This window comes from Streptomyces sp. NPDC005408 (genome assembly GCF_040606445.1).
Taxonomy (GTDB): Bacteria; Actinomycetota; Actinomycetes; order Streptomycetales; family Streptomycetaceae; genus Streptomyces.
This window is the reverse complement of record NZ_JBEXEX010000009.1, coordinates 23,168-36,975: the sequence shown is the minus strand read 5'-3', so window position 1 is coordinate 36,975 and position 13,808 is coordinate 23,168. Positions and strand designations below refer to the sequence as shown.

Below are 13,808 nucleotides of genomic sequence, written 5' to 3'. Positions count from 1 at the left end.
GGATCAGGCCGGATCAGTGAGCGGGGTCTGGTGCGTGCAGATGCAAGGCGGAGGAAGGAGCCGACGCGGAGCGTCGGCGACTGACGACAACGCAGCAGATGTGCGTGCCAGGGCACGCGAGCCCGGCAAGATCCGAACGACAGGCCCTAGCCGGCCCGCTGCTGCACCCCCAGCCCCGTAACCGGAACGAGGAGGCCATGCGCACACCCCCCAGGATCCCGGGCGCCGACCCGACGCCGCCGCCCACGCTGCCACCAGCGCCGGCCGCCCGCGGACGACGGGCCCACGCAGGGCCGCCCGCAGTCGAACACACCGGACAGGAACCGCAGGACATACCGGTGCCCCCCACCCGCGCCCGCGGACGATGGCTGCCGCGCCCCCGAACCGTGCGGGCGAAGATCATCTCCCTGCTGATGGTGCCCGTCGTCTCGCTGCTCGCCCTCTGGGGATTCGCCACGGTCAGCACCGCCCAGGAGGTGTCGCGGCTACGCCAGTTGCAGCGCGTCGACGCCCAGGTCCGCGAACCGGTCGCAGCCGCCGTCGCCGCCCTGCAGGCCGAACGGCGTGCGGCGGTACGGCAGGTCGCAGCCCCGTCCGACGAGCGTGCCGCCGCACTCCAGCAGGAAGCACGGCACACCGATGACGCGGTGCGCAGGCTGCACATCGACGACGCGACGACCGTCGCGGCGGGCGGCGGAATCCCGGCCGGAGTGGCGGTACGGCTCGACCAGTTCGTCACGCGCGCCGAGAAACTGCGTACCCTGCGCAGCGCCGTCCTCGACCACAAGGCCACGTGGGACGCCACCTACGAGCAGTACACCGCAACCGTGACCTCCGCCTTCGGCGTCTCCGGAGCGCTCACGGGCATCCAGGACGCAGGACCAGGATCCGACGCCCGCGTCCTGCTGGAGTTCGCCCGGGCCGGCGAAATGCTCGCCCGTGAGGACGCGCTCCTGGGCTCGGCACAGCTCAGCAAGTCCCTTGCCGCGGAGCGCCTTCGGCTGTTCACCGGGGCTGTCTCGACCCGTAGAAGCCTCACCGAATCGACCGTCACCGATCTGCGCGGCCCCGAGCGCACGGCCTGGCGTGAACTCGCCGCACAGAGCGACTACCGGCAACTGGAAACGGCCGAGGACAAGGTCCTCGAAGCTCCCGTGGGCCGCAAGGCGGCACAGATCGTTCCGGCCGACGCCTGGGACAAGGCCCACGCTTCCGTCGGCGACGGGATGCGTGCCATCGAGGACGACGCCCGCATCAGCGCCGCCGACCGGGCCGATCCCGTCGCGGGTGGGCTCCTGACTCCGGCGGGCGCGGGCGTGCTCCTCGGACTCGCCGCGGTCGCAGCCTCGCTGGTCATCTCCGTACGCATCGGCCGCGGCCTCGTCGTCGAACTGATCAGCCTGCGCAACAGCGCACTCAGGATCGCCCGGTACAGGCTTCCGCAGGCCATGCGCAGGCTGCGTACCGGCGAAGAGATCGACATCCACGCCGAGGCCCCGCCGGGACTCGCCGCAGAGGACGAGATCGGTCAGGTCGGCGAGGCGCTCGGAACCGTCCACCGCGCCGCGTTGAGCGCCGCCGTCGAACGCGCCGAACTCGCCGGAAGCATCTCCGGAGTCTTCGTCAATCTCGCCCGTCGCAGCCAGATCCTGGTCCATCGCCAGCTCACCCTGCTGGACACCATGGAGCGCCGCGCCGACGACCCGAACGAGCTCGGAGACCTCTTCCGTCTCGACCACCTGACCACCCGTATGCGGCGGCACGCGGAGAGCCTGATCATTCTGTCCGGCGCCGCGCCCGGACGCGCCTGGCGCATGCCCGTCCCGCTGACCAGCGTCGTACGGGCCGCCGTCTCCGAAATCGAGGACTACGCGCGCGTGGAGGTGCGGCAGCTCCCGGAGAGCGCGGTCGTCGGCGCCGCCGTCGCGGACGTCACGCATCTGCTGGCCGAACTGGTCGAGAACGCAGCCCAGTTCTCCCCGCCGCACACCAAGGTGCGCGTCAGCGGAGAGCCCGTGGGCAACGGCTACGCCCTGGAGATCGAGGACCGCGGCCTCGGCATGGGCAAGGACACCCTGGCCGAGGCCAACCGCAGACTGGAGGAGTCCGAAGCCCTCGACCTCTTCGACAGCGACCGGCTCGGCCTCTTCGTCGTCAGCCGGCTCGCCTCTCGCCGCGAGATCAAGGTCCATCTGCGCACCTCGCCGTACGGCGGCACCACCGCGGTTGTGCTGCTGCCCACCTCGCTGCTGCAGAGCGCGCTGACCGCCCCGCCCGGCTCCCGCCGTGCCGTGGCATCGGACGAGGCTCCGGCCGGGCGGCCCGAGCGGGCCCCTCGTACGAAGAGCGCACCCGTAGCGGCACCGGCCCCCCGTCCCGCCCTCGCGGCCCAGCCCGAGATCCCCACCCGGCCGCCCGGCGTCACCGCCCTGCGCCTGCGCGGGGCCCCGCCGCAGCCCGAGAACGGCGAACTCCCGCGCCGGGTCCGGCAGGCACACCTCGTCCCGCAGCTGCGTGAAGAGCCCCCGGCCGAGGAGCCGGAGGACGCCGCGGCAGGCACCGAGGACACCCCGGAGCGCACCCCCGAACAGGTACGGGACCGCATGACGGCGTACCGCAACGGCTGGACCCGGGGCGGCGGAGCCGCGCCCGGAACGGCCGCCCCCGGCAGCGAAGGAGACAGAACATGACCGAGTACGAGTCAGCCGTAGCCCGCCCCACCACCGGCGACCTCGACTGGCTGCTGGACGACCTTGTCCTGCGCGTCCGCGACGTCCGCCACGCGGTCGTGCTGTCCAACGACGGCCTGCCGGTGGGCGCTTCGACTGCGCTGACGCGTGAGGACGCCGAGCATCTGGCGGCCGTCGCCTCCGGATTCCACAGCCTTGCCAAGGGAGCGGGACGTCACTTCCACGCCGGAGGCGTGCGCCAGACGATGGTCGAGATGGACGACGGCTTCCTCTTCGTGGCGGCCGCGGGTGACGGTTCCTGCCTGGCCGTCCTCACGTCCGTCGTCGCCGACATCGGCCTGATCGCCTATGAGATGGCCCGCCTGGTCAAACGTGTCGGCGAGCACCTGCGGACCCCGCCGCGCATCATCGCGACGTGACTGCCATGACCGAGGCGAGAGGCAGAAACGACGCGCCGGGCGATGTCCTGGGTGCGGCCGACGGGCGGGAGACGGCCGACATCGCCGACAGCCAGTGGTACGACGCCGATGCCGGGCCGCTGGTGCGTCCGTACGCGATGACGGGCGGGCGGACCAAGCCGGGCCCCAGCAATGTGCGGTTCGACCTCATCGCGCTCGTCGACATCGCGGCGGATGCGCCCGGCCCCGCCGAGGAGTCCCTGCTCGGCCCCGAACACCGGGCGCTGCTCACGCTCTGCCTCTGCGAGACCCAGTCCGTCGCGGAACTAGCCGCCGACGCCGATCTGCCGGTCGGCGTCGTCCGGGTCCTTCTCGGAGATCTGCTCGAAGCGGGATTCGTCCGGGTCAGCCGCCCCGTACCACCGGCTCAACTGCCCGACGAGAAGATCCTCAGGGAGGTGATCGAGGGACTGAGGGCCCTCTAGGTCCTGTCCGGCGTACTCCCTCTGGCCTCAAGCACCCCGTTCCCAGTCGGCCCTGGTCAGGGCGTATTCGACATCGCCGAGCCCGGAGCCTTCGATGGACTCCGGCCACTCTTCGAAGAAGGTCCGGACATAGCTCAGACCCGCCTTTTCCATCACACGCCGCGAACGGGCGTTGACCGCCATCGTGTTCGCGGTCACCCGCTCGACGCCGAACTCCGTGAATGCCTTGCGGACCAGGGCGATCGCACCCTCCGTCGCATAACCGTGGCCCCACGCGGCCCGGCCGAGGCGGTATCCGAGTTCGACCTCCGCCGCGCTGTGGTCGTCAAGCGGCTTGAGTTCGAACCAGCCCAGAAATTCATGGGTGGACCGCTCCTGGGCCGCCCAGAATCCCCGATTTCCGATGCACGGATAGTGGTGGAGGAATCGCGGCAGCGACTCGGTCAGGACCGCCTCCCGGGTGGTCGGCCTGCCTCCGTTGATGAAACGCATGACCTCGGGGTCGTTGTCGAGGCCGAGCAGATGGTCCACGTCGGCCTCGCCGAGAGGGCGAAGGGCCATACGGCCGGTCTCCAGGAAGAAGGGCATGCCCCGATCCTCGACGCACCCCGCACCACCCGCCAGCGAATATCACTCCCGAGAGAAGTTACCGATGGCTTCCGAGAGCTCTCACAGCACCGACGGGGATACCACCGCCCTCGCGCTGAAAATACTCGTCGCCGGCGGATTCGGCGTCGGCAAGACCACGCTGGTCGGCGCGGTCAGTGAAATCCGTCCCCTGCGTACCGAGGAACAGCTCAGTCAGGCGGGCAGTACGGTCGACGACACCGGGGGAGTCGACCAGAAGTCCACGACGACCGTCGCCATGGATTTCGGGCGCATCACCATCCGCTCCGGCCTGTCCCTCTATCTCTTCGGGACCCCCGGACAGGACCGCTTCTGGTTCCTGTGGGACGAGCTTTCGCAGGGTGCCCTGGGAGCGGTGGTCCTCGCCGACACCCGCCGCCTCGTGGACTGCTTTCCCGCTGTCGACTACTTCGAGCACCGCAGGATCCCCTTCGTCGTCGCGGTCAACTGTTTCGCCGGCGCCCGCACCTACGGGGCGCACGAAGTCTCGCGCGCCCTCGATCTCGACCGTGGGACACCAGTGGTGCTGTGCGACGTGCGAGACCGCGACTCCGGGAAAGAGGTGCTCGTACGCCTGGTCGAATATGCCGGTCGAATGCACACTGCCCGGCTGCTCGATTCGGTCGGCTAGGCGCACCTTGCCGAGTCGTCGTGCGTACGAAAGGCTTACGGGCAAACGCAGGGCAACGGGGAACGTACGAGCGGGGAGGACCGACCATGGCGCTGGACAAGGGACTTGACTGGCTGCTGGACGACCTGACGAAGAGGATCGAGCACATACGGCACGCATTGGTGCTGTCCAACGACGGTCTGGTCACGGGCGCGAGCACGGGACTCGCCCGGGAGGACGCGGAACATCTCGCCGCGGTCTCCTCCGGTCTGCACTCCCTCGCGCGCGGGTCCGGACGTCATTTCCGCGCGGGCAAGGCGCGGCAGACCATGGTCGAGTTCGACGAAGCGCTGCTCTTCGTCACGGCGGCCGGTGAGGGAAGCTGCCTCTGCGTACTGAGCGCGGCCGAGGCCGACGTCGGTCAGGTCGCGTACGAGATGACGCTGATGGTGAACCGGGTCGGCGAGCATCTGGGCGTCGCGGTCAGGCAGCCGGGCGGAACATCCCTCTGAGCTGGGGGAATTCGGCCTGTCAGCGCTCGATCCGTGGGGTGGCCGCCAAGTTATCCACAGGCCGGGCGTGATGTGCCTGAATCCGGCTACGGTCGTCACCGAGAGTATTCACACCTCACGGGGGAGACCGACATGACGGTGAAGGAAGCAGCGAAGCCCGGCGCGGCCGTGCGCAGTCTGGCGCTGGGCCGGGCGGCCCAGGAGCTGGATCTCAAGCGGGGAGAGCTGGATCTCGCGGTCCAGCTGGGCCTTGTCCGTACCGCACCCGGCGCGAGCGGCGGCCCGCCCAGGATCGACCGGCAGGAGGTCGACCGGCTGCGAGAGGCCGAAGGGTTCCCGGACGCCCTGCGGGAGCGGGTGCGGACCGTGGGCACGATGGAGGGCTCGGGGCTGGTCTCGATCAGCCCGGCGCGGTTCACCCGGCTCGCCCGCACGGGCCATTTCACGCCAATCCGGTTCTATCTGAACCGCTACCGTGCCGTCGTCTGGCTCTATCTGGCCGAAGAACTGCGCGAGTTCGCCCGCGCCAATCCCGCTCTCCTCAGCGGCAGAACACCACCTGCGCTGCGGACCATGCTCGACGCCGGCGAGGACCGGCGCGCACGCAACTGGCGGGGGCGGGGGTTGGGACTCCTGCTGCGCGGGACCGACGACCCGTGGCAGCAGGCGGCGGCGATCGCCTCGGTACTCGATTCGGCGACACTGGCCGAGGTGGTGCCCGATCCCTACGAACGCTCGCACCTGCGCGTGCTCCGGCCCGAACTCGTCCCGGGCCGACCGGAGTCAGCGGCCGCGAGGGAAGTGGTGGAGCGACTGCTCCTGGCGGACCACCCCGACGAGATCCTCTGGCACCGGGTGAGCCTGGCCCACGCTCTGCGGGAGGCGCGCGAGCTGCGTCCGGCGCCACGGCCCGGCGCGAAGGACGAATCCGGGCGGGTGCACCGCGAAATCCCTGTGCGTCCGCGTCCGATGCCGGTGCACCGGAGCGGCCGCAGTCCCTACGGGCGGGGACTGCTCGCGCGGCTGCGTCTGAGGAGGGAGCGACCTGTGGGTGGCGGCGACGCACACGCCCAGGCGATGTCGGACCCGGCGCATACGGTTCGGTCATGACGAGAAGAGTGCCCCTCACCGGCGGCGAGAAGGAAAGCCTGCACATCAGCCTCGACCGGCACCGTGATGTGGTGCTGTGGAAGCTGGATGGCCTCGACGAGGAGCAGTTGCGGCGTCCCATGACGCCGTCGGGGACGAGCCTGTTGGGCCTGGTGAAGCATCTCGCAGCCGTGGAGTACGGCTGGTTCTGCGAGACCTTCGGACGCGAGATGGAACCGCTTCCGGACCTCGAGGACGACGCCGATATGCGGGTGGAGCCGGGCGAGAGTGCGGCGGACATCGTCGCCTTCTACGGCCGGGCCAGGGAAGCCGCGGACAGAGCGATCGACGAACTGGCGCTGGACGACCTCGGCACCGCGTGGTTCGGCGACGCCGTCTCGATGCGGTGGGTGCTCATCCACATGCTGGAGGAGACGGCACGGCACGCGGGCCATATGGACATCCTGCGCGAGCTCCTGGACGGGGCGACAGGGGACCATCCCGGGACCTGAACCCGCCGCCCAGTGCGGCTGATGGTGCAACAGCTGTGGTTACGGACCGGTCAGTTCGCGATTCCGGACGAAGGGGGCGTGTTCCCGCCTGGTGCCTGAGGCCGCCCGAGGCTTCATACTGCCCCTACGCCCGAAGCCCCGCGGGAGCCGGAGGACAAGGACGGGGCTGCTCCAGCCGTTTCGCGCGGCGTACGCTGATGTGGCCGACTGTCGAGGGAGGCACAAATGGGGACGCGGGTTGTGCCTTGAAGATCCTGGTTGTGGACGACCGCGAGGACAACCTCTTCGCGATAGAGAGCCTGTTACGCCCCGTGGGGCGTCCGGTGGTACGTGCACACAGCGGGGACGAAGCACTGAAGACGGTTCTGCGCGGCGGCATCGCCGTGGTGATCCTCGATGTGGTGATGCCGCAGATGGACGGCCTGGAGGTGCTCGCCTATCTCAAGCGACTCGACCACACCCGCAATCTTCCGGTCGTGCTGATGACCGGCCTGGGCAGGGACGACGACCTGGCAGCCCGTGCGTACGACCTCGGGGTCTCCGACTTCCTGGTCAAGCCCGTGGACCCATGGGTGGTGCGTACGAAGGTCAGGGCGCTCGCCGACCTGTACATGGAGAACCAGAGCCTGCGCGCACAGCTCAGCGCCCTCACCGACCGACGGGCCGCCGCCTCCGCCGGCGATCTGCCGGACCGCCTGGAATCGCGTGTACCGCGCCAGAGCGGCGGCGCGAAGGGACGCGCCCGCAGCATCCGCGGCATGGACTGACCGGCGGGGCGGGGGCCGTCCGGCCTGAGCGGTCCCCGTTCGCCGTACAACGTGTTGTTGCTCGTGTTGTTTCGGTGCTGTTCTTGAGTGTCCTGGCTGTTCTCTCTCGGAATGGCCGGACCGGCATGAAGCTGGGCTGTTGGCCCGCTTAAGAAATCCTCGATGGACTACGAAGTCACGGATGGGCAGATTGGTCCAGGTCTAACGACCTCTACTGACCTCTGCCGACCGGCGCTGTCGAGCCGACTTCGGTCAGTCCCCCGTCACGATGCCTGGAGCCGCCCCGATGAAGGCACTTGTCAAGCAGCATGCCGAGCCCGGCCTGTGGCTCATGGACGTGCCGGAGCCGGAGACCGGCCCGGGCGATGTGCTGATCAAGGTGCTGCGCACCGGCATCTGCGGCACCGACCTGCACATCAGATCCTGGGACGGCTGGGCCCAGCAGGCCGTCAGCACGCCTCGCGTCCTCGGCCACGAGTTCGTCGGCGAGGTCGCGGCCGTCGGCTCGGACGTCCAGGACATCGCGGTGGGCGACGTGGTGAGCGGCGAGGGGCATCTGGTCTGCGGCAAGTGCCGCAACTGTCTGGCCGGCCGCCGTCACCTGTGCCGCAGCACCATCGGTCTCGGCGTCGGCCGGGACGGCGCGTTCGCCGAGTATGTCGCGCTGCCCGCGTCGAACGTGTGGGTGCACCGTACGAAGGTGGACCTGGACATCGCCGCGATCTTCGACCCGTTCGGGAACGCCGTGCACACCGCGCTCTCCTTCCCGCTGGTCGGCGAGGACGTCCTGATCACCGGCGCCGGCCCGATCGGCATCATGGCAGCGGCCGTCGCCCGGCACGCGGGCGCACGCAATGTCGTGATCACCGATGTCAGCGAGTCCCGCCTCGCGATCGCCCGCAAGGCCGGCGCCACCCTCGCGCTGAACGTCGCCCAGCACGACATCGCCGAGGCCCAGCGGCAGCTCGGCCTGAAGGAGGGCTTCGACATCGGCCTGGAGATGTCCGGCCGTCCCGAGGCCGTGCGTGACATGGTCGACAACATGACCCACGGCGGCCGCATCGCCATGCTGGGACTGCCCGCGCAGGAGTTCGCCGTCGACTGGTCGAAGATCGTCACCTCGATGATCACCATCAAGGGCATCTACGGCCGCGAGATGTTCGAGACCTGGTATGCGATGACCGTTCTGCTCGAAGGCGGGCTCGACCTCAGCCCCGTGATCACCGGCAGCTACGGGTACCAGGACTTCGACGCCGCCTTTGACGAGGCCGCCACTGCCCGCAGCGGCAAGATCATCCTCGACTGGACCGTCTGAGCCCTCGTCCGAGCCTCCGCAGCATTCCCAAGGAGTCCCACCATGTACGCGTCCGTCCGCGACGACCTCCGTACCACCCTCGACGAGATCCGCGCCGCCGGTCTCTTCAAGCCCGAGCGGGTCATCGGCACCCCGCAGAGCGCCTCCGTCTCGGTCGCCTCGGGCGAGGTCCTCAACTTCTGCGCCAACAACTACCTCGGCCTCGCCGACCACCCCGAGGTCGTCGCCGCCGCCAAGGAAGCGCTGGACCGCTGGGGCTACGGAATGGCCTCCGTCCGCTTCATCTGCGGCACCCAGGACGTTCACAAGGAGCTCGAGGCGCGCCTTTCCGCGTTCCTCGGCCAGGAGGACACGATCCTCTACTCCTCCTGCTTCGACGCCAACGGCGGCGTCTTCGAGACCCTCCTCGGCCCCGAGGACGCGGTCATCTCCGACGCCCTGAACCACGCCAGCATCATCGACGGCATCCGTCTTTCCAAGGCCCGCCGCCACCGCTACGCCAACCGCGACCTCGCCGACCTGGAGCAGCAGCTCAAGGAGACCCAGGACGCCCGTCGCCGCCTCATCGTTACCGACGGCGTCTTCTCCATGGACGGCTATGTCGCCCCCCTCGCCGAGATCTGCGACCTCGCCGACCGCTACGACGCGATGGTCATGGTCGACGACTCGCACGCCGTCGGCTTCGTCGGCCCCGGCGGCCGCGGCACCCCGGAGCTGCACGGCGTGATGGACCGCGTCGACATCATCACCGGCACCCTCGGCAAGGCGCTCGGCGGCGCCTCCGGCGGCTATGTCGCGGCCCGCGCCGAGATCGTCGCCCTGCTGCGCCAGCGCTCCCGCCCGTATCTCTTCTCCAACTCCCTCGCCCCGGTGATCGCCGCGGCATCCCTCACGGTCCTGGATCTGCTGGAGTCCGCCGGGGACCTGCGCGAGCGGCTGAACGCGAACACCGCCCTGTTCCGTACGAAGATGACCGAGGCGGGCTTCGAAATCCTGCCCGGCAACCACGCCATCGCCCCTGTCATGATCGGCGACGCCGCCGAGGCCGGACGGATGGCCGAACTTCTGCTGGAGCGCGGCGTCTACGTCATCGGCTTCTCGTACCCCGTGGTCCCCATGGGCAAGGCGAGGATCCGGGTCCAGCTCTCCGCCGCGCACTCCACCGAGGACGTCGAGCGGGCCGTCGCCGCGTTCATCGACGCACGCGACGCGCTGAAGGGCTGACTTCGCCTGGCAAAATGGGCGGTGTGATCGATCCCCGGCGGCTGCGCATCCTGCGGGCCGTGGCGGACCACCGTACGGTGACCGCCGCGGCCGCCGCGCTGTACCTCACCCCCTCGGCCGTCTCCCAGCAGCTCAACGCGCTGGAGCAGGAGACCGGCCACGCTCTGCTGATCCGCAGTGGCAAGGGGGTGCGGCTGACGGCTGCGGGGGAGATCCTGCTGGCCCACACCCACACGGTGCTCGCCCAGCTCGAGCGCGCCGAGGCCGAGCTCGCGGCCTACGCGGGCGGCGCGGCCGGCGAGGTCACCGTGGCCGCCTTCGCCACCGGCATCGCCGAGGTCGTCGCCCCCGCGATCGCCCAGCTCGCCGCTGGGCACCCGGACATCCGGGTGCGCGTGCGGGACGCCGAGGGCGACGAGAGCCTGCCGCTGGTGCTCGACGGCGAGGCGGATCTGGCCGTGGCGGTCGAATACCGGGGCGCGCCCCGCGAGGACGACCGCCGGCTGTCCCGGGTGCCGCTGTATGCCGAGCCCTTCGATGCCGTACTGCACGCGGGACACCCCCTCGGCGCGGGCGAACGCGTCGAGCTTTCCGAGCTCTCCGACAGCGACTGGATCGGGCCCTATCCGGGTAACCCGTGCCACGACATGGTGCTGCTCGCCTGCGAACTCGCCGGATTCCAGCCCCGCCTCGTGCACTCCTCCGACGACTTCCGCGCGGTCGTCGCCCTCGCGGGATCGGGCGCAGGAGTGGCCCTGGTGCCGCGCTCGGCCCTGCGTGGGATGGAGCTGAAGGACACCGTCGTACGGCCTGTGGCGGGTCCGGCCGCGACCCGTCGGGTGTTCGCGGCCGTACGCCGGGGCGCGGAGGCCCACCCGCTGATCCGGCCGGTGCTCGACGCGCTGGCCAAGTCCGCGGCGGGGCTCTCCACCGACTGAGCGTGCTCCGGTGGGTCAGCCGGTCGGTGCCGCCTCCATCGCCGTCTTCAAGTTGTCCAGTGTGGTGCGGATGTTGCGGCGCTGGAAGTCGGCGAACGTATGCCCCCGGGTCGCCATCCTGTCGAAGGCATGGGCCACGGCATCGGGCCAGCCACGCCGGTCGTCGGTCCAGGTCTCGGTCACCCGCGTCCCGCCGTCGACCGCCTCGAAGCGGTACTCCCAGGTGGCGATCCGGCCGGGCAGTACGGGCCGGCGCCTGCCTATGGCCCGGACCCGGAAGGCGAAGCGCTCACCGGGATCCGCCGCCGTCACCGTGCACCGCGTGGTCCAGCGCAGCGGCCCGCGCTTGTTGTGGCCGTCGAAGACCATGCCGACGTACGCCTCTTGGGCGCCGTCGCGCACCGTCGCGCCCCGGTTCTCCGGACTCCAGCGGCCCATCAGGGCCGGATTGCTGACCTGCGCGAAGATCGTCGAGGGATCGGCGTCGATGACGACGCTGTCCGACACCGAGAAGGTTCGTGCCATGGGTACGACTCCAATGCGTGATTGGGGCGGACAGCGTCGTCGGCGATCATCCCCGCGTCTGTACCGCGTCGGCCAGGATGGAGGCGTCGACATCGTCGTACTCGTCGCTGTGCCGGAGGGGAGCTCCGGCGTTGCGGCGGCTGAGGACGGTGCCGAGCCAGCCGGCGAGGAATCCGACGGGGACGGAGACCAGGCCGGTGGTGGTGTACGGGAACCAGGTGAAGTCTGCGTCGGGGAAGATCGCCCTGGGGGAACCGGAGACGAGGTTGGTCCCGGTGATGAGGATCAGGACGCTCAGCGTGCCGCCGATGAGCGTGCTCAGGAGCCCGGTTCGGCTGTACTGGCGCCAGAAGAGGCTGTAGATCAGTGCGGGCGCGACCGCCGAGGCACCCAGGCAGAAGGACAGGGTGATCATCGCCTGCAGGTTCACATGCCGGGAGGCCGCCGCGAGGAAGATCGCGGAGAGGCCGACGGCGGCTGCCGTGCCCCGGGCCACCATCATCTCGGTCCTGTCGCGCTGGGCCCGCTTGCGGCCCAGTCCGTGCGTGATGAGGTCGTGGGCGAGGGTGTTGGCGCAGGCGAGGGTGATGCCGGCGACGGAGGCCAGCAGCGTCAGGAAGATCGCCGTGGCCATGGCCGTGAACACAAGCGTCTCGAAGGTGGACACCTCGGTGCCCATGATCGCCTGGCTGACCAGCAGGATCGAGGTCTTGCCCTGCGGATCACCGAGGGTGATCTGCTGACGGCCCACGATCGCCGCGGCGCCGAAGCCGATGATGGCGCTCAGCACACACATGACCACAACGGTCGACACGGCCCAGGACATGGAGCGCCGAACTGCGGACGTGCTGCGGGAGCTGAACATACGCATCGTGATGTGCGGAAGGCAGGCCGCACCCAGGACGACGGTCAGCTGGGCGCTGATCATGTCCAGGCCGTCGCCGCCGAACTGGAGCCCGGGCGCGAGATACGCGTCGCCCGCACCGCTCCCGCGTGCCGCCGCGTCCAGCAGCGCGGGGATGCTGAAGTCGAAGCGGTTGAGGATGAGCGAGGCGATGGCGAGGGCCGCGGCGAGCAGCACCACGGTCTTCACGATCTGGATGAAGGCGGTGCCCTTCATGCCGCCGATGGCCGCGTAGATGATCATCAGCAGGCCGAGCAGCACGATGGAGCCGGTCTTGAAGCCCGCGGCGTCGATGCCGAGGACGAAGGCCAGCAGGTCGCCCGCGCCGGCCAATTGGAAGATCAGCAGCGGGAACAGGGCGATGAGCGAGACGATGCACGCGGTGATGCGTACGGCGGAACTGGGCTCGCGGCGCGTGAGGACGTCACCCATGGTGAACCGGCCCGCGTTACGCAGTGGTTCGGCCAGCAGGAACATCAGCAGTACCAGCGAGAGCACGGTGCTCAGGGCGAGTACGAGACCGTCCTGGCCGAGCAGCGAGATGACGCCGATGGTGCCGAGCACACTCGCGGCGGAGATGTAGTCGCCCGCGATGGCAAGTCCGCTCTGCACGGGGGACAGGGAGCGGAAGCCGGTGTAGAACTCGTCGAGGTCGTCGCGGTCGGGCCCGGTCATCACGCACAGCAGCAGGGTCACCGTGGTCACCGCGATGAAGGCGACGAAGGACATGGTCTGGGCTTCGGAGCCGAATCCGCTCATCGGCGTGCTCCCTGGGTGGTCGGTGCGGCCTTCAGACGTACGGCTTCGGCCAGCGGATCGACACGGCGGCGCGCGGACTGTTCGTACGCGGCCACGGCTATGAGGCTCACCGGGAGCTGGATCAGGCCGAGCAGGAGGGCGATGTTGAGACCGCCGGTGATCTTGCTCGTCATCAGGTCCGGTGCATACGCGGAAAGGATGAGGAACAGCACGAAGTAGCCCAGGGCCGTCAGGGTCGCCACCCGGCGCAGCCGGCGGTATGCGGCGCTCAGGGCGCGCACGTCGCGGTGGGGGTCGGACGGCGGCTGCTGGGGCGGGGCCGGGGGAGCGGTCTCCTGCCAGTAGTGGAGCGGGTTTCCCGGCTGCTTGGGGTAATCGGGAAACTCGGGATAGGAGCGCGGCGGGGGGTAGTGCGACATCGCTTTGGTTCCTCGTATGCCTGTGCGGAGGGCA

15 protein-coding genes are annotated in these 13,808 nt (G+C 69.8%); 11 read left to right on the top strand and 4 right to left on the bottom strand.

Going from position 1 to position 13,808, the window contains the following annotated elements; translation table 11 throughout:
- Positions 1 to 197 precede the first annotated feature (197 nt).
- The 3 genes from ABZS64_RS11725 to ABZS64_RS11715 are packed head-to-tail and all read left to right on the top strand — an operon-like array spanning position 198 to position 3,573.
- Positions 198 to 2,690 (top strand): nitrate- and nitrite sensing domain-containing protein, encoded by a 2,493-nt coding sequence (locus ABZS64_RS11725; protein ID WP_355826706.1) that lies wholly within the window; start codon positions 198 to 200, stop codon positions 2,688 to 2,690.
- Positions 2,687 to 3,109, top strand: coding sequence for a roadblock/LC7 domain-containing protein (locus ABZS64_RS11720; protein ID WP_355826703.1), 423 nt, complete (start codon positions 2,687 to 2,689; stop codon positions 3,107 to 3,109). Before ABZS64_RS11725 ends, ABZS64_RS11720 begins: the two co-directional genes overlap by 4 nt.
- A gap of 5 nt (positions 3,110 to 3,114) precedes the next feature.
- Positions 3,115 to 3,573, top strand: a complete 459-nt coding sequence (locus ABZS64_RS11715; RefSeq protein WP_355827079.1) for a DUF742 domain-containing protein — start codon at positions 3,115 to 3,117, stop codon at positions 3,571 to 3,573.
- A gap of 27 nt (positions 3,574 to 3,600) precedes the next feature.
- On the opposite strand, the gene ABZS64_RS11710 is transcribed toward ABZS64_RS11715, so the two are convergent.
- Positions 3,601 to 4,161, bottom strand: a complete 561-nt coding sequence (locus ABZS64_RS11710; RefSeq protein ID WP_355826700.1) for a GNAT family N-acetyltransferase — start codon at positions 4,159 to 4,161, stop codon at positions 3,601 to 3,603.
- Positions 4,162 to 4,225: 64 nt separating this feature from the next.
- Between ABZS64_RS11710 and ABZS64_RS11705 the strand changes: the two genes are divergently transcribed.
- The 8 genes from ABZS64_RS11705 (at position 4,226) to ABZS64_RS11670 (ending at position 11,167) form a co-directional block, all read left to right on the top strand.
- Positions 4,226 to 4,831 carry an ATP/GTP-binding protein gene (locus ABZS64_RS11705; protein ID WP_355826697.1) on the top strand — a complete coding sequence of 202 codons (606 nt, stop codon included), beginning with the start codon at positions 4,226 to 4,228 and terminating at the stop codon, positions 4,829 to 4,831.
- An 86-nt stretch (positions 4,832 to 4,917) separates the two neighbouring features.
- Entirely contained in the window at positions 4,918 to 5,322 is a 405-nt protein-coding gene (locus ABZS64_RS11700) for a roadblock/LC7 domain-containing protein (protein ID WP_355826694.1), read from the top strand.
- Positions 5,323 to 5,454: 132 nt separating this feature from the next.
- Positions 5,455 to 6,432 (top strand): DUF6397 family protein, encoded by a 978-nt coding sequence (locus ABZS64_RS11695; protein WP_355826691.1) that lies wholly within the window; start codon positions 5,455 to 5,457, stop codon positions 6,430 to 6,432.
- A complete protein-coding gene (locus ABZS64_RS11690) occupies positions 6,429 to 6,923 on the top strand; it encodes a DinB family protein (RefSeq protein WP_355826688.1) in 495 nt (164 codons plus the stop codon). The genes ABZS64_RS11695 and ABZS64_RS11690 overlap by 4 nt, the downstream gene beginning before the upstream one ends.
- Before the next feature lie 245 nt (positions 6,924 to 7,168).
- The gene (locus ABZS64_RS11685; RefSeq protein ID WP_355826684.1) at positions 7,169 to 7,690 is read left to right on the top strand and encodes a response regulator; all 522 of its coding nucleotides are present in this window, start codon (positions 7,169 to 7,171) and stop codon (positions 7,688 to 7,690) included.
- Positions 7,691 to 7,976: 286 nt separating this feature from the next.
- A complete protein-coding gene (gene tdh, locus ABZS64_RS11680; protein WP_355826681.1) occupies positions 7,977 to 9,005 on the top strand; it encodes an L-threonine 3-dehydrogenase in 1,029 nt (342 codons plus the stop codon).
- A 42-nt stretch (positions 9,006 to 9,047) separates the two neighbouring features.
- Positions 9,048 to 10,229, top strand: coding sequence for a glycine C-acetyltransferase (locus ABZS64_RS11675; RefSeq protein ID WP_355826678.1), 1,182 nt, complete (start codon positions 9,048 to 9,050; stop codon positions 10,227 to 10,229).
- Positions 10,230 to 10,252: 23 nt separating this feature from the next.
- Positions 10,253 to 11,167 (top strand): LysR substrate-binding domain-containing protein, encoded by a 915-nt coding sequence (locus ABZS64_RS11670; RefSeq protein ID WP_355826675.1) that lies wholly within the window; start codon positions 10,253 to 10,255, stop codon positions 11,165 to 11,167.
- A gap of 15 nt (positions 11,168 to 11,182) precedes the next feature.
- On the opposite strand, the gene ABZS64_RS11665 is transcribed toward ABZS64_RS11670, so the two are convergent.
- From ABZS64_RS11665 to ABZS64_RS11655, 3 genes are read right to left on the bottom strand one after another with little or no spacing between them, the layout of a single operon-like run.
- The gene (locus ABZS64_RS11665; protein ID WP_355826672.1) at positions 11,183 to 11,692 is read right to left on the bottom strand and encodes an SRPBCC family protein; all 510 of its coding nucleotides are present in this window, start codon (positions 11,690 to 11,692) and stop codon (positions 11,183 to 11,185) included.
- A 46-nt stretch (positions 11,693 to 11,738) separates the two neighbouring features.
- Positions 11,739 to 13,355: a cation acetate symporter gene (locus ABZS64_RS11660; RefSeq protein ID WP_355826669.1), complete on the bottom strand. Its 1,617-nt coding sequence runs from the start codon at positions 13,353 to 13,355 to the stop codon at positions 11,739 to 11,741.
- Complete coding sequence (locus ABZS64_RS11655) at positions 13,352 to 13,774, bottom strand: DUF485 domain-containing protein (RefSeq protein WP_355826666.1); 423 nt, start codon at positions 13,772 to 13,774, stop codon at positions 13,352 to 13,354. Before ABZS64_RS11655 ends, ABZS64_RS11660 begins: the two co-directional genes overlap by 4 nt.
- Positions 13,775 to 13,808: the final 34 nt, after the last annotated feature.